The organism is Rhizobium sp. N731 (genome assembly GCF_001664145.1).
GTDB lineage: Bacteria > Pseudomonadota > Alphaproteobacteria > Rhizobiales > Rhizobiaceae > Rhizobium > Rhizobium esperanzae.
Map to the genome: position 1 here is coordinate 3116342 of NZ_CP013601.1, position 22127 is coordinate 3138468.

23 protein-coding genes are annotated in these 22127 nt (G+C 62.0%); 12 read left to right on the forward strand and 11 right to left on the reverse strand.

Translation table 11 applies throughout. The features are described from left to right. The first annotated feature begins 95 nt into the window (after positions 1-95). Together AMK02_RS15340 and AMK02_RS15345 are read left to right on the forward strand one after the other, a co-directional pair. Positions 96-587 (forward strand): MaoC family dehydratase, encoded by a 492-nt coding sequence (locus tag AMK02_RS15340; protein WP_064804083.1) that lies wholly within the window; start codon positions 96-98, stop codon positions 585-587. Further along, positions 584-1051, forward strand: coding sequence for a MaoC family dehydratase (locus AMK02_RS15345; RefSeq protein WP_064804085.1), 468 nt, complete (start codon positions 584-586; stop codon positions 1049-1051). Before AMK02_RS15340 ends, AMK02_RS15345 begins: the two co-directional genes overlap by 4 nt. A gap of 18 nt (positions 1052-1069) precedes the next feature. On the opposite strand, the gene AMK02_RS15350 is transcribed toward AMK02_RS15345, so the two are convergent. From AMK02_RS15350 to petA, 4 genes are all read right to left on the reverse strand, one after another. Continuing rightward, positions 1070-1612, reverse strand: coding sequence for an adenine phosphoribosyltransferase (locus AMK02_RS15350; RefSeq protein ID WP_020921912.1), 543 nt, complete (start codon positions 1610-1612; stop codon positions 1070-1072). Positions 1613-1726: 114 nt separating this feature from the next. Then, positions 1727-2611, reverse strand: coding sequence for a cytochrome c1 (locus AMK02_RS15355; RefSeq protein ID WP_064804087.1), 885 nt, complete (start codon positions 2609-2611; stop codon positions 1727-1729). 25 nt (positions 2612-2636) lie between these two features. Next, complete coding sequence (locus AMK02_RS15360) at positions 2637-3917, reverse strand: cytochrome b (protein WP_064804088.1); 1281 nt, start codon at positions 3915-3917, stop codon at positions 2637-2639. A gap of 14 nt (positions 3918-3931) precedes the next feature. Continuing rightward, a complete protein-coding gene (gene petA, locus AMK02_RS15365; RefSeq protein WP_011426278.1) occupies positions 3932-4510 on the reverse strand; it encodes a ubiquinol-cytochrome c reductase iron-sulfur subunit in 579 nt (192 codons plus the stop codon). Between the two features lie 286 nt (positions 4511-4796). Here petA and AMK02_RS15370 point away from each other — a divergent pair, with 286 nt between their 5' ends. Beyond that, the gene (locus tag AMK02_RS15370; RefSeq protein ID WP_064804090.1) at positions 4797-5729 is read left to right on the forward strand and encodes an endonuclease/exonuclease/phosphatase family protein; all 933 of its coding nucleotides are present in this window, start codon (positions 4797-4799) and stop codon (positions 5727-5729) included. Here the strand turns inward: AMK02_RS15370 and AMK02_RS15375 are convergent. After that, positions 5685-7598, reverse strand: a complete 1914-nt coding sequence (locus AMK02_RS15375; protein ID WP_064804092.1) for an ABC transporter ATP-binding protein — start codon at positions 7596-7598, stop codon at positions 5685-5687. The genes AMK02_RS15370 and AMK02_RS15375 overlap by 45 nt on opposite strands. Before the next feature lie 161 nt (positions 7599-7759). On the opposite strand from AMK02_RS15375, the gene AMK02_RS15380 reads away from it, so the two are divergent. Further along, positions 7760-7990 carry a hypothetical protein gene (locus tag AMK02_RS15380; protein WP_064804094.1) on the forward strand — a complete coding sequence of 77 codons (231 nt, stop codon included), beginning with the start codon at positions 7760-7762 and terminating at the stop codon, positions 7988-7990. Positions 7991-8078: 88 nt separating this feature from the next. On the opposite strand, the gene AMK02_RS15385 is transcribed toward AMK02_RS15380, so the two are convergent. Continuing rightward, positions 8079-9935 (reverse strand): ABC transporter ATP-binding protein, encoded by a 1857-nt coding sequence (locus AMK02_RS15385; protein ID WP_064804096.1) that lies wholly within the window; start codon positions 9933-9935, stop codon positions 8079-8081. Between the two features lie 101 nt (positions 9936-10036). Beyond that, entirely contained in the window at positions 10037-10177 is a 141-nt protein-coding gene (locus AMK02_RS31760) for a hypothetical protein (RefSeq protein ID WP_189636973.1), read from the reverse strand. A gap of 136 nt (positions 10178-10313) precedes the next feature. Here AMK02_RS31760 and AMK02_RS15390 point away from each other — a divergent pair, with 136 nt between their 5' ends. Then, on the forward strand, positions 10314-10775 hold the full coding sequence (locus tag AMK02_RS15390) for a tRNA (cytidine(34)-2'-O)-methyltransferase (protein ID WP_064804098.1): 462 nt from the start codon (positions 10314-10316) through the stop codon (positions 10773-10775). Between the two features lie 196 nt (positions 10776-10971). Further along, a complete protein-coding gene (locus AMK02_RS15395) occupies positions 10972-12618 on the forward strand; it encodes a Na/Pi cotransporter family protein (RefSeq protein ID WP_064804100.1) in 1647 nt (548 codons plus the stop codon). A gap of 3 nt (positions 12619-12621) precedes the next feature. Here AMK02_RS15395 and AMK02_RS15400 read toward each other — a convergent pair whose 3' ends face one another. Then, complete coding sequence (locus tag AMK02_RS15400) at positions 12622-12882, reverse strand: hypothetical protein (protein ID WP_064804101.1); 261 nt, start codon at positions 12880-12882, stop codon at positions 12622-12624. A gap of 167 nt (positions 12883-13049) precedes the next feature. Here AMK02_RS15400 and hemF point away from each other — a divergent pair, with 167 nt between their 5' ends. The 3 genes from hemF to AMK02_RS15415 all read left to right on the forward strand — a co-directional run bounded on the left by hemF (position 13050) and on the right by AMK02_RS15415 (position 14626). After that, positions 13050-13961 carry an oxygen-dependent coproporphyrinogen oxidase gene (hemF, locus tag AMK02_RS15405; protein ID WP_064804103.1) on the forward strand — a complete coding sequence of 304 codons (912 nt, stop codon included), beginning with the start codon at positions 13050-13052 and terminating at the stop codon, positions 13959-13961. 102 nt (positions 13962-14063) lie between these two features. Next, positions 14064-14327 carry a hypothetical protein gene (locus AMK02_RS15410; RefSeq protein ID WP_064804105.1) on the forward strand — a complete coding sequence of 88 codons (264 nt, stop codon included), beginning with the start codon at positions 14064-14066 and terminating at the stop codon, positions 14325-14327. A 113-nt stretch (positions 14328-14440) separates the two neighbouring features. Then, positions 14441-14626 (forward strand): DUF1059 domain-containing protein, encoded by a 186-nt coding sequence (locus AMK02_RS15415; protein ID WP_064806262.1) that lies wholly within the window; start codon positions 14441-14443, stop codon positions 14624-14626. Positions 14627-14693: 67 nt separating this feature from the next. Here the strand turns inward: AMK02_RS15415 and AMK02_RS15420 are convergent, their stop codons facing one another. Genes AMK02_RS15420 through AMK02_RS15430 form a run of 3 tightly spaced genes read right to left on the reverse strand, consistent with a single transcriptional unit; the run spans position 14694 to position 17214 of the window. After that, complete coding sequence (locus AMK02_RS15420; protein ID WP_064804107.1) at positions 14694-15947, reverse strand: CCA tRNA nucleotidyltransferase; 1254 nt, start codon at positions 15945-15947, stop codon at positions 14694-14696. Next, a complete protein-coding gene (locus AMK02_RS15425) occupies positions 15944-16594 on the reverse strand; it encodes a CoA pyrophosphatase (RefSeq protein ID WP_064804109.1) in 651 nt (216 codons plus the stop codon). The genes AMK02_RS15420 and AMK02_RS15425 overlap by 4 nt, the downstream gene beginning before the upstream one ends. Continuing rightward, positions 16591-17214: a DUF1285 domain-containing protein gene (locus tag AMK02_RS15430; RefSeq protein ID WP_064804111.1), complete on the reverse strand. Its 624-nt coding sequence runs from the start codon at positions 17212-17214 to the stop codon at positions 16591-16593. Before AMK02_RS15430 ends, AMK02_RS15425 begins: the two co-directional genes overlap by 4 nt. 158 nt (positions 17215-17372) lie before the next feature. On the opposite strand from AMK02_RS15430, the gene AMK02_RS15435 reads away from it, so the two are divergent. From AMK02_RS15435 to AMK02_RS15445, 3 genes are read left to right on the forward strand one after another with little or no spacing between them, the layout of a single operon-like run. Continuing rightward, positions 17373-18383 carry an AAA family ATPase gene (locus tag AMK02_RS15435; protein WP_064804112.1) on the forward strand — a complete coding sequence of 337 codons (1011 nt, stop codon included), beginning with the start codon at positions 17373-17375 and terminating at the stop codon, positions 18381-18383. Between the two features lie 13 nt (positions 18384-18396). Beyond that, positions 18397-19317 (forward strand): DUF58 domain-containing protein, encoded by a 921-nt coding sequence (locus AMK02_RS15440; protein ID WP_064804114.1) that lies wholly within the window; start codon positions 18397-18399, stop codon positions 19315-19317. Then, positions 19314-22127 (forward strand): DUF4159 domain-containing protein, encoded by a 2814-nt coding sequence (locus tag AMK02_RS15445; RefSeq protein WP_064804116.1) that lies wholly within the window; start codon positions 19314-19316, stop codon positions 22125-22127. Before AMK02_RS15440 ends, AMK02_RS15445 begins: the two co-directional genes overlap by 4 nt.

The window sequence follows — 22127 nt, forward strand, 5'->3', positions numbered from 1 at the left end:
ATGCTCTAACTCTTTAATGTAGAACAAGATTCAGATTGTAGGCCGACCGGCCTAAAAACATCCTGTTCTAGGCGCTTGATATGGCGGAGGAGAGAATGCCGGCAGAAAAGCTGTCTTTCGAGGATTTTGAACCCGGCCGCCGTTTCGCCCTCGGCCCGAAACTGGTGCTCACCGAAGAAATCATCGAGTTCGCCAGCGAATTCGACCCGCAGCCAATGCATCTCGACGAAGCCGCCGGCCGCGCCAGCATCCTCGGCGGGCTTGCCGCCTCCGGCTGGCATACCTCGGCAATGCTCATGCGCATGATGGCGGACAGCTACGTGCTGAACGCGCTTTGCGAGGGTGCGCCGGGCATCGATCTGATGGAATGGCGAAAGCCGGTGCTTGCAGGCGATACGCTGCAGGGCCATTCGACCGTTCTCGAAGCCCGGCCGATGCGCTCGCGCCCCGGCATGGGCATCGTCAAATTCCGCCACACGGTGGAAAACCAGCGCGGCGAACTCGTCTGCCTCTCGGAGAATTCCGTGATGATCCGCATGCGCCCCACTCCGGAGGATGCCAACGTGAGCTCGGAGCCATCAGTATGAGAATGTCCGAGCTTTACGCCGTCGGTCAAAAAGCCGAGATCGGCAGCTACACCTTCACCGAAGAAAACATCATCCGCTTCGCAACCCGCCACGACCCGCAGCGTTTTCACGTCGATAAGGAAGCCGCGAAAGACACGCTCTTCGGCGGGCTTTGCGCCTCGGGCTGGCACACCACGGCCGCCTGGATGCGGACCTTCCTCGCCTTCTGGCAAAAGCAAAGCGTCATTCTCGCCGAAGAGGGGCTGACGGCGCCCAAGCTCGGCCCCTCGCCCGGCTTCCAGAAACTGCAATGGCTGCGGCCGGTCTTTGCAGGCGACGTCGTGACCTATTCCGTCGCCTTTCTGTCCAGCCGACCGCTCGCATCGCGGCCGGGCTGGCACCTCAACACCATCCTCTGCGAGGGCGTCAATCAGAACGGCGATCCCGTCATGCGCTTCGAAAGCGGCGTCCTGGAATTCGACTGACGCCGTCGCAATGCAGGCTCAATGCCCGGAGAATTCGACCAGCGTGTGGACGACGACGCCGAGCTCTTCCAGCTTCCTGCGGCCGCCAAGGTCGGGCAGGTCGATGACGAAGCAGGCGCCAACCACCTCCGCGCCGATCTGGCGCAAAAGCTGCGTCGCACCCACGGCCGTGCCGCCGGTGGCGATGAGATCATCGACCAGGATCACCTTCTCGCCGGGCTGGACCGCATCGCGATGCATCTCCATTTCGTCGACTCCATATTCCAGGCTGTAGGCGATGCGCACGGTGTCGTGTGGCAACTTGCCCTTCTTGCGGATCGGTACGAAGCCCGAGGAAAGCTGGTGCGCCACCGCACCGCCGAGGATGAAGCCGCGCGCCTCCATGCCGGCGATCTTGTCGACCTTCGTGCCGGCATAGGGTTGCACCAGCTCGTCGACCGCCCGGCGGAAAGCACGGGGGTTGCCGAGCAGCGTGGTGATGTCGCGGAAGATGATGCCGGGATTGGGGTAGTCGGGGATGGAGCGAATGCTGGCTGCGAGCTCCGAAATTGTATTGCCCATGGAACGTCCGTATCTGCGAGCACATAAAACCGGCCGCACCCTATCAATTGCCGAGGGTGGAACCAACAAAAAAGGCGGCTCGCAAGCCGCCTTTCGAATTCAGGCACGGAACGCTCAATGTTCCTTGTTGGCGTAAACCGAGCGCTTCGTCAGATAGATCAGCACGGTAAAGATCGCCAGGAACACCATCACCATGAAGCCGGTGCGCTTGCGCTCCTCGAGATGCGGTTCGGCGGCCCACATCAGGAACGCGGAAACATCCTTGGCGTATTGGTCGACGGTCGCCGGCGCGCCGTCGTCATAGGTTACCTGGCCGTCGGAAAGCGGTTTCGGCATAGCGAGAACGGCGGCAGCATGGAAATACGGGTTATAATGCGCGCCCTGCGCCACCTGGAAGCCGGCGGGCGGCTCTTCATAACCGGTCAGCAGCGAGTAGATGTAGTCCGGACCGCTTTCCTGATACTGCGTAAAGATGTCGAAGACGAATTGCGGGAAGCCGCGCTCGACTTCGCGGGCCTTGGCGATCAGCGAAAAATCAGGCGGAGCCGCACCGTTGTTGGACGCGGCCGCCGCTTCAGCATTAGCGAAGGGCGATGGGAAATGATCCGAAGGGACTGCCTTGCGGGTGAACATTTCGCCGGCCGAGTCCGGCCCGTCCTGAACTTCGTAATTGGCAGAGAATGCCTTCACCTGTGCCTCGGAATAACCGAGTTCGTCGAGCGTGCGGAAAGGCACGAGGCTCATCGAATGGCAGGCAGAACAGACTTCCGTGTAGACCTTGAGGCCGCGCTGGAGCTGAGCCTTGTCGTAGTGGCCGAACGGGCCGGCAAAGCTCCATTCCTGCTCCTTTGGCTCCTTCAGCGGATAGTGCGGCGTCGCGCCTTCCTCGTGATGCGCAGGAGCTGCACCATTCGCGGGCGTCGCTTCCTCGGCGAAAGCGGCGCTGCCAAGGAGAGCGGCGACGGCAAGCGGCAGAATGCTTGCAACAAGCGTTTTCATAGTTCTATTCCCTTCCGTCGCTCGCTTACGCATTGGCCGCCGCGGTGGCGCCAGTGGTCTTGTTGCGCTTTTCAAGCACCGCTTCAGTGATCGAGTTCGGGATGCGGCGCGGCGTTTCCACCAGACCCAGAACTGGCATCGCGACCAGGAAGAAGGCGAAGTAGAGAAGCGTGCAGATCTGCGACACGATGACGTAGCTGCCTTCCGCCGGCTGCGAACCGAGCCAGCCGAGGATGATCGCGTTGAGCACGAACAGCCAGAAGAACAGCTTGTACCAGGGACGATAGACCGCCGAGCGGACCTTCGAGGTGTCAAGCCACGGCAGGAAGAAGAGCACGATGATCGCGCCGAACATCACGAGCACGCCGCCAAGCTTGGAGTCGATCGGGCCGATGTTGAAGGTGATCGAACGCAGCATCGCGTAGAACGGCAGGAAGTACCATTCGGGAACGATGTGGGCAGGCGTCTTCAACGGATCGGCCGGGATGTAGTTATCGGCGTGACCGAGGAAGTTCGGCAGGTAGAAGACGAAATAGGCATAAACGAGCAGGAAGACGGAGACGCCGAGGGCATCCTTCATCGTCGCATAGGGTGTGAAGCGCACGGTGTCGGTCTTCGTCTTGACCTCGACGCCCGTCGGGTTCGTCTGGCCTGTGACGTGCAGCGCCCAGATATGCAGGACCACGACGCCGGCGATCATGAAAGGCAGGAGGTAATGCAGCGAGAAGAAGCGGTTCAGCGTCGGCTGATCGACGGCAAAGCCGCCAAGCAGGAACTGCTGCACCCATTCGCCGACCAGAGGGAAGGCCGAGAAGAAACCGGTGATGACGGTCGCGCCCCAGAAAGACATCTGCCCCCAGGGCAGGACGTAGCCCATGAAGCCCGTCGCCATCATCAGCAGGTAGATGACCACGCCGAGGATCCAGAGGATTTCGCGCGGCGCCTTGTAGGAGCCATAATAGAGGCCCCGGGCAATGTGCAGGTAGACGGCGACGAAGAAGAAGGAAGCGCCGTTGGCATGCAGGTAGCGCAGCAGCCAGCCGTGGTTGACGTCGCGCATGATCTTTTCAACGGAGTTGAAAGCGATCGTCGTGTCGGCGGCATAGTGCATGGCGAGCACGACACCCGTCAGGATCTGCACGATCAGCATGACGGAAAGCATCGCGCCGAAGGTATAGGCATAGTTCAGGTTTCTGGGAACCGGATATGCCACGAAGCTGTCATAGACCATGCGCGGCAGCGGCAGGCGCGCATCGACCCATTTTTCGAAGCCGGTTGATGGTTCGTAGCTGGAATGGCCACTCATAAATCAGTCTCCCCTCAACCGATCTTGATTTTGGTATCGGACACAAATGAAAAGGTCGGAATCGCCAGGTTCTGCGGCGCTGGGCCTTTGCGAATGCGGCCGGCCGTGTCGTAGACCGAGCCATGGCAGGGACAGAACCAACCATTGTATTCACCGGCCTGACCGAGCGGAACGCAACCGAGATGGGTGCAGGTGCCGATCATGACGATCCAGTTTTCCTTGTCCTTGCCGCCCGAACGGTCAACACCGGTCGCCTGCGCTTCAGGCGGAAGGTTGGCATTGCGCGCGATCGGATCCTTGAGATCCGCCAGCGGAACATCGGCTGCCGCCTTCACTTCCTCCGGTGTGCGGTTGCGGATAAAGATCGGCTTGCCGCGCCACTTGACCGTCAGTGACATGCCGGGCTCGAGGCTCGCGACATCGACTTCGATGGAGGCCAGCGCCAGCGTCGATGCATCCGGACGCATCTGGTCGATGAACGGCCATGCGACAGCAACAGCGCCGACAGCGCCCGCCATACCAGTGGTGAGATAAAGGAAATCACGGCGAGTGGGCTCTGCTGAAGCCTCGCTTGTCGTTACGTGTTCGCTCACGGCTTAACCATCCTCTGCGCAATTATCGCGGAATTCCGCCCCGCCCCCTCTGCTGGCGAATCGATCTGGACACATTTCGGCCATAGATTCCCCGGCAATCCGGCGCGTTCTAAGCTTGATCGCAAATTATGTCCAGCCTTGACAAGGGGATGAGGGCACAATGTCGCGGGAAATTTCAGATGAATTTTTTACGGCAAAGACCCGCTTGCCCTTATGTTGCATTGCAACAAAAAAGCCGCCGTGTTAGGCGCAACCGCAACGATGCCAGCCAGCCGGACCCGAGCGGATGAGAGACACGATCTTTTGCGTAATGAGCGTTCTCACAACCCTCGTCCTCGCCATAATCTCGCTGCGCTATGTCAAAGATTTCTATCTGCTTTCTCTTTTTTACAGCTTCCAGATCCATCTGGCAGCGGCCGCAGCAGTAGCCTCCGGCATAGCCCTCCTCTTCAAGCGGCATTGGTACGCGCTGCTGACACTCGGCGCATCGATGGTTCTCGTCGTCCACGGCAAAGTGATGACACGTGAATTCGTCGAGCCTGCGGTAGACGAGAGCCGCCCTGCCCTCTTCAAGCTGCTGTCCTTCAATATAGAGAACGACAATTTCGCAAACGGCGCTGACATCGCCGACATGGCGATCGGTTCGGGCGCTGATGTCGTCAATATCCTGGAGGCCGAACCGGTATTTTCCGAATTGCCGCGACTGCTCAAGACCTACCCCTATTACGTCGGCTGCGGCGTCGGCATGGAGCAATGCGATACGCTCGTCTTGTCGAAGCGTCCGCTGATCGAACCTCGCATCCGCAGCCTTGGCCTGCTCTGGCGCAACCGGCTGACGATCTCGACCATCAATTTCGACGGCCAGAAGGTCAACTTCCTCGCCGCGCACCTGACCAAACCCTATTATGACGAATTCCATGGGCTGGAAGTCGAAGATCTCGCCGAGATTATCCCTTCGCTGCCGGGACCACTCGTGCTTGCCGGCGATTTCAATACGTCGATTCTGGCACCGGATGTGCAGTATCTCATGCGCAGCCAGGGCTTGGGCACGGCATCGCTGGAGCCTGCGACATGGCCGATCGCTGCCGGCCCCTTCGGCATTTCTATCGATCACGTCTTCAGCAAAGCGCCCCTGCGGCTGAAATCGGTCCGCCGCATAGAGAACAGTTTCGGATCAAACCATTTTGGCCTCATGGCGGAATTCATCCTCGATCCTTGAGCCTGCAACCTCGTCGGCCGCGAGAAAGCCGCCGGATTGGCGTGCCCAAAGTTCGGCATAGAGCCCACCGCGGCGCAGCAGCTCGTCGTGGCTGCCCTCCTCGATGATCCGGCCAAGGTCGACGACGATCAGCCGGTCGAGAGCGGCGATCGTCGACAGCCGGTGGGCGATCGCGAGCACTGTCTTGCCCTCCATGATCCGATGAAGATTGGACTGGATCACCTCCTCCACTTCCGAATCGAGCGCCGACGTCGCTTCGTCGAGGACCAGGATCGGCGCGTCCTTCAGCATGACTCGCGCGATGGCGATGCGCTGCCGCTGCCCGCCCGACAGTTTGACGCCGCGTTCGCCGACATGCGCATCGAAGCCTCTGCGGCCCTGCTGATCCTGAAGGCGGGCGATGAAGTCGACGGCCTCGGCGCGCCGGGCCGCCTCGATCAGCCGCTCCTCGCCGGCATCTGGCCGTCCGAAGAGTATATTGTCGCGCACGGAACGATGCAGCAGCGACGTATCCTGGCTGACGACGCCGATCTGCATCCTGAGCGATTCCTGGGTCACCGCCGATATATCCTGGCCGTCGACCAGAATGCGGCCGTCCTGGATGTCATAGAGACGCAGCAGCAGGTTCATCAGCGTTGATTTGCCGGCGCCCGAACGCCCGACGATTCCGACCTTCTCGCCCGGGCGGATGGTCAGGGAGAAATTCTCGACGACGGGCTGCTGACCCTTGCCGTAGTGGAAGGAGATATTATCGAAGCGAATGCCGGGATGGCGGATCACCAGGCTCATCGCATCGGGCCGATCGACGAGTCCGAGCGGCTGGGAAATCAGTTCCGCTGAATTCTGGATGGTGCCGAGATTGCGCATGATGCCGTTGAACTGCGTCATCAGCCTGCCGAGCAGGAAATTCAGCCGGAGCACCAGCGCCAGCGAAAATGCCACCGCGCCGGTACTGATCAAGCCGCGCAGCCAGAGATCGACGCTCAAGCCCGCCATCGTTACGATCATCAGGCCGGAGAGCAGGGCCATGGAGGCCCGCACGCCGGTGATGAACCGCGTGAAGCGCAGCACCGTGTCCTGATAGATATCGAAACCCTGGCGCATGTAGCGATCGCTCTCTTCATCGCGTGCGAACAGCTTCAGCGTCTGCATATTGCTGTAGGAGTCGACCATCCGGCCGTTCAGCATCGATCCGGCCTCCGCCGTTTCGCGGGAATGATGGCGGATCCGCGGGACGAAGTGGCGGGCAAGCAGGCTGAAGGCGGCAAGCCAGAACAGCACGACGGCGGCGAGTGTAAAGTCCAGCCGGGCGACGAGCACGAGCGTCGTTACCGCATAAATTCCGACAAACCAGACGCTTTCCATCAGCGACGTGACGAGATCGCCGGTTGCCTGGCCGGCGGACCAGACCTTGGTGACGATACGCCCGGAGAAATCGCTCTGAAAGAACGACAATGATTGCCTTGAGACGTGGAGATAAGATTGCCAACGTGCTAGATTGTAGAAGCCCGGCGTGATCACCTGCTGATCGACGAGGGCAATCATGAAGGCGACGACGAAGCGCACGAGCCCGATGAGAGCGAGCATGCCGAACAGCTCGCCGCCATGAGCCGCAAGAAGACCGCTCCAGCCGACGCCGGGCTTAATGCTGGCGAGAATATCGACGAGGCGTCCGACGAACCAGAAGAGTGCGGCCTCGATGGCCGCCGACGTCCCGCCGAGAATGAGCATGGCGATGAACGGCATCTTCGCCTGGCCGATGTAAAACCAGATGAAACCGAGCGTAGCACGCGGCGGCTGCAAGTTGTCGCGCGGGCGGAACGGATCGATCCAGGTTTCGAACAGGCGGAAGATGGGTCGCAGGAACATGGAAGCGATATAGGCGGATTGAGGGGAGCGGCAAAGGGAATGGAAAGCGGACGCAACCTAATATTTTGGTAATAAACGATAACATCGGCGGCATTGCCATTGATTGCCTCCGAACCCGTCACAATCTGACGATAGGATCGCGCTTCACCGGAGAGAAGGTCATGGAAACGAAAATGCTCGATGCGCATATTCCGCTTCCGCTTGCGGAAAGGTTGGATGCCCTGGCTCTCGACCTGGCGCTGCCGCGCGACGAGATCGTCATCGAGGCTATCGCCGCCTGGCTCGACAGCGAGGAACGCCGCCGCATCGTGGCGCTGCGCACCCTTGCAGCTGCCAACACCATCGTCGTCGTCGAACATGACCGCGTGATCGACTGGGCCGACAGCCTTTGAGCAGGCAAACGGCGCCCTGTTCCCATTGGCAAGTAAATCAATTTAACAATTGAAAAGGCCCTCCCCGCTTGCGCCGGGAGGGCTTCTCTCATTCCGCAGCCTCTTCCGCCTCCTCGGCGTGATCGGAGAGGAAGCCGCCGGACTGGCGATTCCAGAGGTCGGCATAGATGCCGCCGCTTTCGATCAGTTCGCCGTGCGAACCGGCCTCGATGATCCGGCCCTTGTCGAGCACGATCAACCGGTCCATCTCCGTCAGCGTCGAAAGCCGGTGGGCGATCGCGATCACCGTCTTGCCTTCCATCAGGGCGAAGAGGTTTTCCTGGATTGCCGCCTCCACTTCCGAATCGAGCGCCGAGGTCGCCTCGTCGAGCACCAGGATCGGCGCATCCTTCAGGAAGACGCGAGCGATGGCGATCCGCTGCCGCTGGCCGCCGGAGAGCTTGACGCCGCGTTCGCCGACCTGCGCGTCGAGGCCCTGGCGGCCCTGCATGTCGACGAGCCCTTCGATGAACTCCCAGGCATTGGCGCGCTTGGCGGCCTCGATCACTTCAGCGTCGGTGGCCTCCGGCCGGCCATAGGCGATGTTGTCGCGGATCGAGCGGTGCAGCAGCGACGTGTCCTGCGTCACCACGCCGATCAGCGAGCGCAGGCTTTCCTGCGAGACGCCTGATATATCCTGCCCGTCGATGGTAATGCGGCCGGCCTCCAGGTCGTAGAAGCGCAGCAAGAGGTTCATCAGCGTCGTCTTGCCGGCGCCGGAACGACCAACCAGACCCACCTTCTCGCCGGCCTTGATGTCGAGCGACAGATTGTCGATGACGCCTTTGCCCTTGCCGTAGTGGAAGCGGATGCGATCGTAATGGATCGCCCCCTTCTTCGCCGTCATGTCAGGCGCATTCGGCTTGTCGACGATGTCGTGCTGCTTGCTCATCATCTCCATGCCGTCATAGACCGTGCCGATATTCTCGAACAACGCCGAGACTTCCCACATAATCCATTGCGACATGCCGTTGACGCGCATGGCAAGACCGATGGCGATGGCAATCGCGCCGACCGAGATCGCCCCGTTCAGCCAAAACCAGATCGACAGGCCCGAGACGACGAAGAGCGCGACGCAGTTGTTGAGATAGACGCTGATGTGGAAGAGCGTCACCTTGCGCATCTGCTTGTGCACGGTCTGCAGGAACTCGTCCATGCCCTCCCTCGCATAGACCTCCTCACGGCCGGCATGCGAGAAAAGCTTGACGGTGGCGATATTCGTATAGCTGTCGACCACGCGCCCCGTCATCATCGAGCGCGCATCCGCCTGCGTCGCCGCAATCTTGCGAAGCCGCGGCACGAAATAAGAGACGATGCTGACATAGACGGAGAGCCAGACGAGGATCGGGATCATCAGCCGCCAGTCGGCCGCGGCAATCACGATGATCATCGTCAGGAAATAGCTGACGACATAGACGAAGACGTCGAGGATCTTCATCACCGTTTCGCGCACGGCAAGCGAGGTCTGCATCACCTTGGTCGCGACGCGCCCGGCAAATTCGTTGGCGAAGAACGTCATGCTGTGGCGCAGCAGGAAGCGGTGCATCTGCCAGCGCGCCATCATCGGATAATTGCCGAGCAGCATCTGATGCATGATGAGGGAATCGAGCCCGGCCGCCAGCGGCAGGCCCAGAAGCACCAGCGCCGCCATCCAGAACAGCTTGTGGCCTTCGGTCTGCAGGAAAGTGGCGCGATCGGCATTGGTCAGCCAGTCGACGATGTCGCCGAGGAACTGGAAAAGCGCCACTTCGCCGACGGCGATCAGCGACGTCAGCACGGCCATCAGGCCGAGCCAGGGTGCTGCCGGCTTGCTGTAATGCCAGCAGAAGGCAAAGAGACCTTTCGGGGGCGCAACGGGCTCCTCGCTCGGAAAGGGATTGAGTCGCTGTTCGAACCAGCCAAACATGAAATTGCTCCGAAACATCAGCGTTCCGGCTCCTGGCTTCGCGCCATCTCGGCGCCATGCAAGCACATATGGGAACCGGACGTTCAAGGGGCGAGGCTGAATCAGCCGCGCAATGGATCAAAAGGGAAGAAAGAAGCCCGCTCTAGCGGCGCCATGTCGCCTTGATCGGCATTACGGCGGGAAAGCGCATAATAAGCAAAATATTCATGTGGCCCTCCCTGCTGGCGTTCGAAGATGTGCATGCATAACGCGAAAACTGCGAAATTTCCAGCCCCGAACTGGCGCGAATAGAACGTTTCTGGGCCAAACTGCGCCCTGTTGCGCTGAAATCACAGTTGTATTAGGCCTCCCGCTTCGAAACCAACGGGCGGCGCCTGAATGACGAACCTCAGACTGGCACTCTACCAGCCGGACATCCCCGGCAATACCGGCACGATCCTGCGCCTTGCCGCCTGCCTCGGCTTCGCCGTCGACCTGATCGAGCCCGCCGGCTTCGATGTCTCCGACCGCAATCTGAAACGATCGGGCATGGATTATATCGCCGCCGCCGCGCTGACCCGCCATGTCAACTGGGACCGCTTCGAGGCATGGCGCACCACGTCAGGCCGCCGTCTGATCCTTGCCTCGACCAAGGCCGCCGACCGCTACACCGATTTCGCCTTCCGTCCGGACGATGTCCTGCTTTTCGGGCGCGAAAGCGCCGGCCTGCCGGATCACGTGCACGCGAGAGCCGACGCCCGCATCCTCATCCCGATGGTCGAAGGCCAGCGGTCGATCAATGTCGCAGTCTCGGCAGCCATGATCGTCGGCGAGGCGATGCGCCAAACCGTCTGGGCTTGATTGGCGCCTGCTCGAAACCGATTGCCGAATATATCGGGAAGTGTCGAAAATCGACATTGTCAATCGATCAAACCGGCGTATATTTATTAGCCGGACAATCAAACATCCCACACGACCTTCACAATTTCAATAACTTGGGAAGATTAGCCACAAGGCCGACGCCCGTAGACTGATGAAAGCAGAATAAAACAAGAAAATGGATTCCACGATCATCATGATCAACCTGTTCGGAGCCGTGGCGCTGCTGCTGTTCGGCCTCGCGCAGGTGAAGGACGGCGTGTCCAGGGCCTTCGGCGCCCGGCTGAGAACGGGGCTGGCGACCGGCACGCGCGGCGGCCTTCGCTCATTCCTGTCGGGACTGGTCGCGACCGTCGCGCTGCAGAGCTCGACGGCAACAGCGCTGATGACCGCCTCCTTCGTCGAACGTGAACTGATCAAGCCGCGCATGGCCCAGATCGTCCTGCTCGGCGCCAATGTCGGCACGGCGATCACTGCATGGATCGTCGCGACCGGCATCGAATGGCTCTCCCCGCTCCTGATCCTTTCCGGCATCGTGCTTTACCGCGGCCGCTCCAGCACCCGCCAGGGCGGCGGCGCAGCGCTGATCGGCATCGGCCTGATGCTGTTGTCGCTGCATCTCCTGAGCCTTGCGACGGAGCCGATGCGCGCCTCACCCGCTCTGGCCGCTTTCATCAGCCTGCTGGATGGCGCTCTGCCCGTGGCGCTCCTTTTCTCGGCAGCGCTCGCCTTCGTCTCATCGTCCAGCCTAGCGGTGGTGGTGCTAATCCTGTCGCTGGCCTCGGCCGGCCTGATCTCTGCCGAACTCGTGATCGTGCTCGTGCTCGGCGCCAATCTCGGCGGCGCGATACCGCCCGTCGTCGCGACGATGTCCGGGCCGGTTTCGGCGCGACGCGTCACATTCGGCAATCTCGCCGTCCGTGCGCTCGGCTGCATCATCGCCTTGCCACTCGCCGACTACGGCGCGGAATTCATCCAGATGCTGCCCTTCGGACCGTCAAAGCTCCCAGTCGATGCGCATCTGCTCTTCAATGTTCTGCTCGCCGCCCTCGCCTGGCCCTTTTCGAGGCCGCTCGCCACGCTGATGACTCGCCTGGTTCGGGATCAGGCCGAGCCGGACACGGCTCCGAAATATCTGGACGCTCATGAGCTTTCGACGCCCGTCATTGCTTTGACCAGTGCCACCCGCGAAGTGCTCGGCATCGGCGACCTCATCGAGCGCATGCTGATCCGGGTCTCCGAGGCCTTCGAAGGCAATGACTCTTCCAAGCTTTCCGAAATCGCGACCCTTGAAGAGCGCGTCGACAAGCTGCAGCAGGCGGTGAAGGTTTATCTCTCGAAGCTCGGCCGCGAGGGGCTCAGCGACGAAAACGCCCGCCGCTCGATCGTTGTCATCGACTATGCCATCAATCTCGAACATATGGGCGATATCATCGAGAAGGGCTTGCTGGAGCAGGTATCGAAGAAGATCTCGCTTGGGCTCAGGTTTTCCGACGACGGTCATCAGGAATTGCGTAAGCTGTTCGACCTGACGATCGACAATCTTCGTGTTGCCCAGACGATCTTCGTCACTCGCGATTTCAATCTTGCGCGTCAGATGATGGAGACAAAGGTGGAGGTCCGGCGCATGGAGAAACAGTCGGCCGAACACCATCTGGAGCGCCTGCGTGACGGACGCGCCGACAGTCTGCAGACAAGCTCGCTGCATCTCGATATGCTGCGTGACCTGAAGAGGATCAACGCACACATCGTCTCGGTGGCGCATCCAATCCTGGATGAAAGCGGCCTTCTGATCGAAAGCCGCGTGCGCGCCGTCGCGGAGTGACGGTCAGTCGGCCGAAGGCAGGCGGCGCATGGTGAATTCGATCTGGTCACCGTCGAGCTGACGCCAGCTTTCCACCTCGGTCCAATAGGCGGCTTTCGGATATTCGTCGAACCATTCGCGCGCCTTGGCGCGGGCGTCGAGGAGGCCGAGGCAATATGTCTCACGCACGAAATGGTCTTTCTTACGGGCAGGGTTTTCCGCCCGGTGTCTCGCCATTCTGCGTTTCAGGCCGTCGAAGGACGGAGGTCCTGGAATTTTTGCCATCAACCCTACCTCTGTCGAAAAGATAGTATCGAAACCCTTGTTTTGCGAGTCGAATCTCGATGCCCTGGCCGCAGCTTGGCGAGGGGCGGCGCCGCCTGCTAGATGTGGCGGGCAACAAGGAATGAGCGAGTCGCATCCTCAACGGATGCCGGCCGCGGAGGCGTGACATGGAAAGACCGGAACTGCCAATCGGCTTGCCTGAGGATATCGAAGAGAAGAAGACGGCCGCCCGCAACTGGTTCGAAGGGCTGCGCGATACGATCTGCGCCTCCTTCGAAGCTCTCGAAGACGAGTTGCAAGGCCCCCTCTCCGATCAGGAGCCAGGCCGCTTCGTCGCCAAGAACTGGTCGCGCGAAGAAGGCGCCGGCGGCGGTGGCCGCATGTCGATGATGGAAGGCCGCGTCTTCGAGAAGGTCGGTGTCCATACCTCAACGGTCCATGGCGAATTCTCTCCGGAATTCCGGGCGCAGATACCGGGCGCCAAGGACGACCCGCGCTTCTGGGCCTCGGGCATCTCGCTGATCGCCCATCCCGTCAACCCCAATGTTCCCACGGTCCATATGAACACCCGCATGGTGGTCACCACAAGCCGCTGGTTCGGCGGAGGGGCCGACCTGACGCCGGTGCTGTCGCGCCGCCGCACGCAGGAGGACGAGGACAGCCGGCTCTTCCACAAGGCCATGGAGATCGCCTGCCGCAATCACGCCGTCGCCGATTACGACGCTTACAAGGCCTGGTGCGACGACTATTTCTTCCTGAAGCACCGCAACGAGCCTCGCGGCATCGGCGGCATCTTCTATGACTGGCTGCATTCGAGCGGAGAAGCCGGCGGCTGGGATGCCGATTTCGCCTTCACGCGGGACGTCGGCAGGGCTTTCGCCATGGTCTATCCGAAGATCGTTCGCTCCAACTTCAACAAGCAATGGACGGAAGCCGACCGCGACGAACAATTGATCCGCCGAGGCCGTTACGTCGAATTCAATCTGCTGTATGATCGCGGCACGATCTTCGGCCTGAAGACTGGCGGCAACGTCGAATCCATTCTCTCGTCACTGCCTCCGGTAGTACGCTGGCCGTGAGACTGTAAAAACTCATCGATAATTCGAGCTGAAGGACCTTCATAAAAATTCAGTGAGTCCTAACTTTATATGTACGTGCGTAACAATCGGAGGAGGATTGTCATGACGACAAAAAGCGGCTCGCCTGCGTCCACGGATGCCCAGGAAACATTCCGTGCAATCGACACACCCGAGTTCCTGATCCGCATTGCCGAGAAACTGCGGGCCAAGAGTGGCTCCGATCTGCCGCTGTCCTGCTTCATCGAGCAGGTCAAGCTGCAACTGGCCGGCGGAAAGTCGCCGGAGGATCTGCAGAATGACGCAGCCAACAGCAACACGCCCGGCCATCTCTCGGAAACCTACAAAGCTTGGGCAATGCCCGACTGAAGCACCTTCTCCGGTCGCCACCTCCTGCCGGCCGGAACCTTCTCTTCGCACGTACATTTCATCAATCGCGTGAAAGCGCGATGGCCGTTGCGTTCCAGACAGAGGAGAAAACCATGCGACTTTTCGAATGCGGCACGCTCGTTCCCGGCTGCGCCTGGCACACCCGGGCGGATAATGACGCAGAGGTGGTTCGCCGCGCAGTCGAGCACCTGAAGACTGCTCACGGCGAAACGATCATACGCGAAAACATGGTTGATAACATCAAGGCACGCATCCGCGACGAAGCCACCGCCGCCTGACGGCCGGTGACCGAGTCCTGGCAACAAGGGAGCCGCGCCGCATCCATCCGATGCGACGCGATGTCGGCTATTGCGTTCGTTCCTGCAGCCGGGCGAGCAGCACCGTCCGATCGGAGGTGAAATTTTCCTCCACCCACTGATTTTCCAGCACCGCAAGCAGTTCGCCGACGCGAGGGCCAGATGCGACACCCGCCGCAAGCACGTCGCCGCCATTCAGAGGAAACTGCGGCTTCTTCCAGTTCGCGGCCTGATCCATGAGCTTGCCGAGCCGCGCCGAACGCGCCATTTCGCCAAGATCGCCCTCAGCCTTGCCGCGCGCAACGGCAAGCGCTAGCTTCAGCCGCGTCGTTATGCCGTCAGGGCCGTTGCGGTAAAGTAGCCGTTCGAAAGCGGCCGGCGAGATTTCGTCGTTGACCGGCGCCGCCGTCGCCCAGGCCTTGAGAGTGGCCGCTTCCGCATTGGAGAGTTTCAGCCGGGCCGCAAGCGCCTCCAACCGCGCCGCATCGGGCGGTACAATCGCCATCAGGCGCAGCAGCGGATCGGGCGCCCAGCCGAGCGCCCTCTCGGTGGCGACAAGCGAAGGGATGGCATCGATCCCCCAACGTTCCGATTCCGGCAGAATTTCCGTCAACACCGCCACCTGCCGCATCCAGAGAAGTGCCCGGCCGGGATCGGCAGCACCGAGCAGTTTTCTGAGCTCCGACCAGACGCGTTCGGCCGACAGCGTCTTCAGTTTCGACCGCGCCGCCGCACAGGCCTTCAGGCCCTCCGCATCGGGCCGTCCGGAGCCGTAATAGGCAAAAAAACGGAAGAAGCGCAGAATGCGCAGATTGTCCTCGGCGATACGCCTTGCCGCATCGCCGATGAAGCGGATGTTGCGCGTTTCGATATCGGCAAGTCCGCCAACGAGATCGACCACTTCGCCCTCGGCGTCTGCATAGAGCGCGTTGATTGTCAGATCCCGCCGTTCGGCATCGGCCTTCCAGTCGGTGCTGAAAGCGACCTTGGCGTGGCGCCCGTCGGTCTCCACATCGGTACGCAGCGTCGTCACCTCGAAAGGCTTGCCATCGATGACGAGCGTCACCGTGCCGTGCTGCAATCCTGTCGGCACTGCCTTGACGCCGGCCGCCGCCGCCCGCTCCATGACGATTTCAGGCCTCAGCGTCGTGGCGATGTCGATATCGCTGACCGGCAGGCCCATCAGGCTGTTGCGCACCGCGCCGCCGACCACTCGCCCTTCCCCCTCATCGGCATTGAGAAGCGCAAGGACCCGGCCGAGGGCCGGATCGCGGAACCATGCCTGGTCGGCAATGCCGGTCATGCATAAAGCCTTTCGTAGAGCGTGCGGACGATGCCGGCGGTGATGCCCCAGATCATCCTGGTTTCATAGGGCATGCGGTAGAAATGCCGGTCGATGCCGTCGATGACGCGCCTGTCGCGGCGGTGATTGGCCGGGTTCATCAGGAAGGAAAGCGGCACCTCGAACACGTCGTCCACCTCGGCCGGGTTCAGCCTCAGCGCGAAACCCGGCTCGACGACGCCGAGCACGGGCGTAATGCGGAAACCGGTCGAGGCGAGATAGTTCGGCAGCCGCCCGACCGTCTCGACGAAGGAAGCGGCCAGGCCGATCTCCTCCTCCGTCTCGCGGATCGCCGCCATTTCAGGCGAGATATCGGCCGGATCGATCGAGCCGCCGGGAAAGGCGATCTGGCCGGAATGTTTGCGCAGCGTCGTCGTGCGCTTGGTGAAGATCACATGCGCTTCCTCGCCGTCGTCGACGACAGGCACGAGCACGGCGGCGTCGCGCAGCTTGAAGGTCGCCACCTCCTCCACGATATCAGGATTGAGGACATGGTCGCCGTGATCGCGCCAGGCTTGGTCCACCGGCCCGCCATTCTGGTTGAGCGCGCGGCGGCGGAATTCGGCTGCTGAGAACAGCGGATAACGTTGGGCGATCGCATCGTTCATCGGCTAAGTGCATCCAGTTCATCGGCCGGCATGACGGGGAAGACCTCGCCGGCAGAGCAGATCGCAAACATCGCCCGCCCCTCCACGTCGAGCGTCTCGCCGAGCGCGACCAGTTCGTACATTACCGCACGCGACACCAGCGCCTCCAGCCGCCCGCGAACGTGCAGATAGGGTTTCAATTCGGTATTCTCGCCCGCAATGGCAAAGCGCAGCCGATGCTCTCCTCCCGCCTCGACGACATCGCCGACATTGGTGCGGAACGTCAGCACCTGGCGGCCCTCGCGCACCGTCACGCTCATCTCCACGGCGATGAACGGCGCATCGACGACCCTGATCCCCACCTTTTCCACAGGAGTTACGAGGTAGGTCTTTTCGTCCTCGTCCCTGCGCAAGACTGTCGAAAACAGCCGCACCAGCGCGGGACGGCCGATCGGCGTACCCATGTAGAACCAGGTGCCGTCGGCCCTGATCTCCATGTCGATATCGCCGCAAAAAGGCGGATTCCACCGCTCGACCGGCGGTAGCCCGCGTTTTTTACCGCTGTTTTCGGCGGAGGCGCGCGAGATCAGCGCGGCAAGCCCCGCCGCATCCGCCTGTCCGCTGATTTCTTCGGCTGCCATTCTTCCGTCCCGGTTTGTCCTTAACGAAGTGAAGTCACGAGATAGTCATTCGTAACGAACTTGTCAGCCCGTCGCATCTCCATAACTCTATCGAGTATGAGGCAGATGTATAAGTCCGCCGATTCGCTGCCGAATGATTTCAGCCGTTGGAGATGCCCGTGGGTATGATGAAGACCGAAGCCAGCCTCGATGAAAAGGCGATCGTCGCCGCAGCCGAAAGGGCGCTCTCCGATATCGCCGCCATCCGCGGGGAAGTCTCGAAAGTGATCTTCGGTCAGGAGAGCGTCGTCGAGAACACCATCCTCGCTGTGCTGTCAGGCGGTCATGCCCTGCTTGTCGGCGTCCCCGGCCTTGCCAAGACCAGGCTGGTGACCACGCTCGGCGAGGTGCTGGGGCTTGCCGCCAACCGCATCCAGTTCACGCCCGACCTGATGCCTTCGGATATTCTCGGCTCCGAAGTGATGGATCAGGACGACAGCGGCCGCCGTTCCTTCCGTTTCGTCAAAGGCCCAGTCTTCGCTCAACTCCTGATGGCCGACGAAATCAACCGCGCCTCGCCGCGCACCCAGTCGGCACTTCTGCAGGCGATGCAGGAATATCACATCACCATCGCCGGGCAGCGCTATGACCTGCCGGCTCCCTTCCATGTGCTCGCCACCCAGAACCCGCTGGAGCAGGAAGGCACCTATCCCCTGCCCGAGGCCCAGCTCGACCGCTTCCTGCTGCAGGTCGACGTCAACTATCCCGAGCTCGCCGCCGAACGCCAGATCCTGCTCGAGACGACAGGCCTCAACGAAACCCGGCCGGAAGCGATCATAGACGCGCAGCGGCTGATCGAGATCCAGACCCTGGTGCGCCAGATGCCGGTAAGCGAGACCGTCGTCGACGCCATCCTTTCGCTGGTGCGCTCCGCCCGCCCCGGCCAGGGCAATGCCTCGACCGACAAGAACGTCGCCTGGGGTCCTGGCCCGCGCGCCGGCCAGGCGATGATGCTCTGCGCCCGTGCCCGTGCGCTCTATGAAGGCCGCCTCGCTCCGTCCCTTGATGATGTCTTCGCGCTTGCCGAACCCATTCTCCAGCACCGCATGGCGCTGACTTTCGCTGCCCGCGCCGAAGGCATGTCGGTGCGCGACGTCATCGCCGGACTGGTCAGGCAGGCAAAGGGATAAGGAAGCCGGACGCGTGGCACCTATCGGACAGACCGTCAACCCGACGTCAGGCAGCGATGCCCTTTCCCGCGCCAGGCAGCGGGCCTCCCTGATGCCGGACTGCCTGGTGGAAGCCAAGCGCATCGCCAATACGGTGATTGCCGGCTGGCACGGCCGCCGCAAGCGCGGCATCGGCGAGAATTTCTGGCAGTTCCGACCCTATGCCGAAGGTGAAAGCCTGTCGCGCATCGATTGGCGCCGCTCCGCCCGCGACGATCATACCTATGTGCGCGAGCGCGAATGGGAGGCGGCGCACACGATCTGGCTCTGGTGCGACATGTCGCCTTCGATGATGTACAAGTCGAGCTACGGCAGCGTCTCCAAAGAAAGCCGGGCGCTGGTCGTGATGCTGGCGCTTGCTGAAATCCTCGCCCGCTCCGGCGAGCGCATCGGCTGCCCCGGCATCATGGAACCCGTCTCCACCCGTAATGCCGCCGAACGCCTCGCAGCCGCGCTCATGCACGCGCCGCTGACCGGCGGACTGCCGGAAACAGCGATGATCCGCGGCTGGAGTGACCTCGTGCTCATCGGCGATTTCCTCGACGACGCTCCTGTTATCATGGAGCGGCTCGGCCCGCTTGCCCGCCGCGGCCTGCACGGCCATGTGGTCGAGATAGCAGATCCCGCCGAAGAGATCTTTCCCTATAGCGGCCGCACCGAATTCATCGATCCGGAGACCGGCGCCAAGCTGATTTCCGGCCGCGCCGAACACGTCCGCGAGACCTATCGCAACGCCTACCTTGCCCGTAGGGACAGCCTCGGCCAGTCGCTGCGCCATCTCGGCTGGACCTTTACAACCCACCGCACCGATCATCTTGCCTCGGAGGCGCTGGTCGCGGTCCACATGTACCTGTCCGGCATGCCGGCCAAGGCAACGCATGGAGGGCTGCTATGAACGCCCTTCCCTTCGCTTTCGCCTATCCCGCCATTCTCGGCGCCCTCATAGCCTTGCCGGTCATCTGGTGGCTGTTGCGGCTGACGCCGCCACGCCCGAAAACGGAGGTCTTTCCGCCGCTGAAGATCCTTGCATCGGTATTGAAGCGCGAGGAAACACCGGCGCAAAGCCCCTGGTGGCTGACGCTTCTGCGCATGCTGCTCGCTGCCATCATCATCCTTGCGATTGCCGATCCGGTCTTCAATCCGCGCACCAATTCGCTGGCATCGGGTGGCCCGCTCGTCCTCTTCGTCGACAACAGCTGGGCGGCATCGCCCGATTGGGAGCGTCGCGTCCAGACTGCCGACGCGCTGGTGGACGATGCCGAATCCGCCGGCACGCCGGTAGCGATCGCCTTCACCGCCGATCCCACCAACGATGCCGTGCCCGGCACCGCAGCCAGCGCCCGCGACAAGCTGCGTGCTGCCGAGCCGCGGCCGCTGGTCCCCGATCGCGAGCGCGCCTTTCAGGCGCTGCGCGCGGCGCTCAACGGCGTCAAGCCCGGTACCCTCGCCTTCCTGACCGACGGCGCCGCCGCCAAAGCCGATGATCCGACGGTGCGCAGGCTCGCCGAGCTCCAGCCCGCTGATCTGCGCCTGATCGAGGGCGATGCCACGAAGACGGTTGCCGTCACCGCCGCCAGCAATGCGGCCGACGCCATGACGGTCAAGGTCACGCGGCTCGACAGTTCGCGCCCCGCATCCGTGGCGCTGAACGCCGTCGATGCCCAGGGCCGCTCGATCGCCAACGGCAGGGTGGATTTCCGTCCCGGCCAGAGCGTCGCCACGAGTTCGATCACCGCTCCCTTCGAGATGCGCAACGATTTCGCCCGCATCAGCGTCGACAACGGCGCGACGGCAGGCGCGGTCCACCTTCTCGACGACGCGTTCAAGCGGCGCCGCGTCGTCCTGCTGTCCGGTACCGGAGCCGATGAATTCCAGCCGCTGCTCTCGCCGCTCTACTATATCCAGCGGGCGCTGCAGCCCTATGCGGACCTCATCCAGCCCAGCGATTCCGATCTGGCGGTCGCAATACCGAAACTTCTCGCCAGCAACCCTTCGATCATCATCATGGCCGATATCGGCCGCCTGCCGGAGGAGACCTACGAACCTCTGACACGCTGGATATCGAATGGTGGCATGCTCCTGCGTTTCGCCGGCCCGCGCATGGCGGCGGCACCTGCCGACGATCCGCTCATTCCCGTCATCCTACGCCAGGGAGAACGAGCGCTGGGCGGCACCTTGTCCTGGAGCGAACCGCAGTCGCTGGCCGAATTTCCGAGCATCGGCCCCTTCGCGGGCATACCGCGTCCCGCCGATGTCGTCGTCAAACGGCAGGTGCTCGCCGAGCCGACACCCGACCTTGCCGAACGCACCTGGGCAAGCCTCGCCGACGGCACGCCACTGGTCACGATGAAGCAGCTGGCATCCGGCCAGATCGTCCTCTTCCACGTCACAGCGGAAGCGACCTGGTCCGATCTGCCGATCTCGGGCACTTTCGTCGATATGCTGCGTCACCTCCTGCAGATATCGCGCTCAGGCGGTGTGACGTCCGAGGCCCGCAGCAGCGCGCGTGTCTCCGAGACCCTTCCTCCCTACCGCATGCTGACGGCCAAGGGTGTGCTCGTTTCCGAGACTGGCTCGGCGCGACCTCTGATCCCCAGGGCCGGAGCCGAACCGACGGCGAATTTCGATAATCCGCCCGGCCTCTACGGTTCTGAAGAAGGTTTCACCTCATTGAACGTGCTGCCCGACAACGCCGAACTGAAGCCGCTCGATACCGCTGGAACCAATGCCGTGCGCGAAGGCTTGATCGGCGGCGAAAGCTGGTCGGCAAAGCCGGCTCTTTTCCTGGTCGCCTTTCTGCTGCTGCTCGCCGACAGCCTGATCGTCCTCTTCATGAACGGCGCTTTCTCGCGATTGCGCCCGGCCGCTCGCGCCGTGGGCGTGATCGCGGTCGTACTCGGCGCAGGCTTCCTGCTGCAGCCCGGCACACTTCACGCCAACGACTCTCGGCCCGATGACGACCTCATTCTGGAGAGGCTTGACAACACGCACCTCGCCTATGTCGTCACCGGCGAGCAGGAAGTCGACAATATATCCGAGCGCGGCCTTGAGGGCTTGACCCAGTTCCTGACCTTCCGCACGACGCTGGAGCCGGCGCCGCCCGTCGGCCTTGACCTCACCAGGGACGAACTCACCTTCTATCCGATCATCTATTGGCCGGTTTCGGCAACGGCGCCCATGCCGTCATCAGCCGCGATCAGCCGCATCGACGCCTATATGCGCAACGGCGGCACTGTGCTTTTCGACACGCGCGACCAGCTCAGCGCTCTGGACAATGGCGGCGATGTCAGCGCCAACGGTCAGCGGCTGCAGGAAATCCTCGCCAATCTCGATATCCCGCCGCTCGAACCGGTCCCCTCGGATCACGTGCTGACGAAATCCTTCTATCTCCTGTCGAGCTTTCCCGGCCGCTATGCCGGCAGCCCGCTTTGGATCGAGGCCCGGCATAGCGGCCGGGAAACGACCGAAAAATCGGCGGCTACGGCCGACGGGGTTTCGCCGATCCTGATCACCGGCAATGATTTGGCCGGCGCCTGGGCAGTCGACGAAAACGGTACGCCGATGCTGCCGACTGTGCCCTCGGATGAAGGGCAGCGTGAATATGCCTACCGGGCCGGCGTCAACATCATGATGTACATGCTGACCGGCAACTACAAGACCGACCAGGTCCACGTTCCCGACCTCCTCGAACGGTTAGGGCAATGA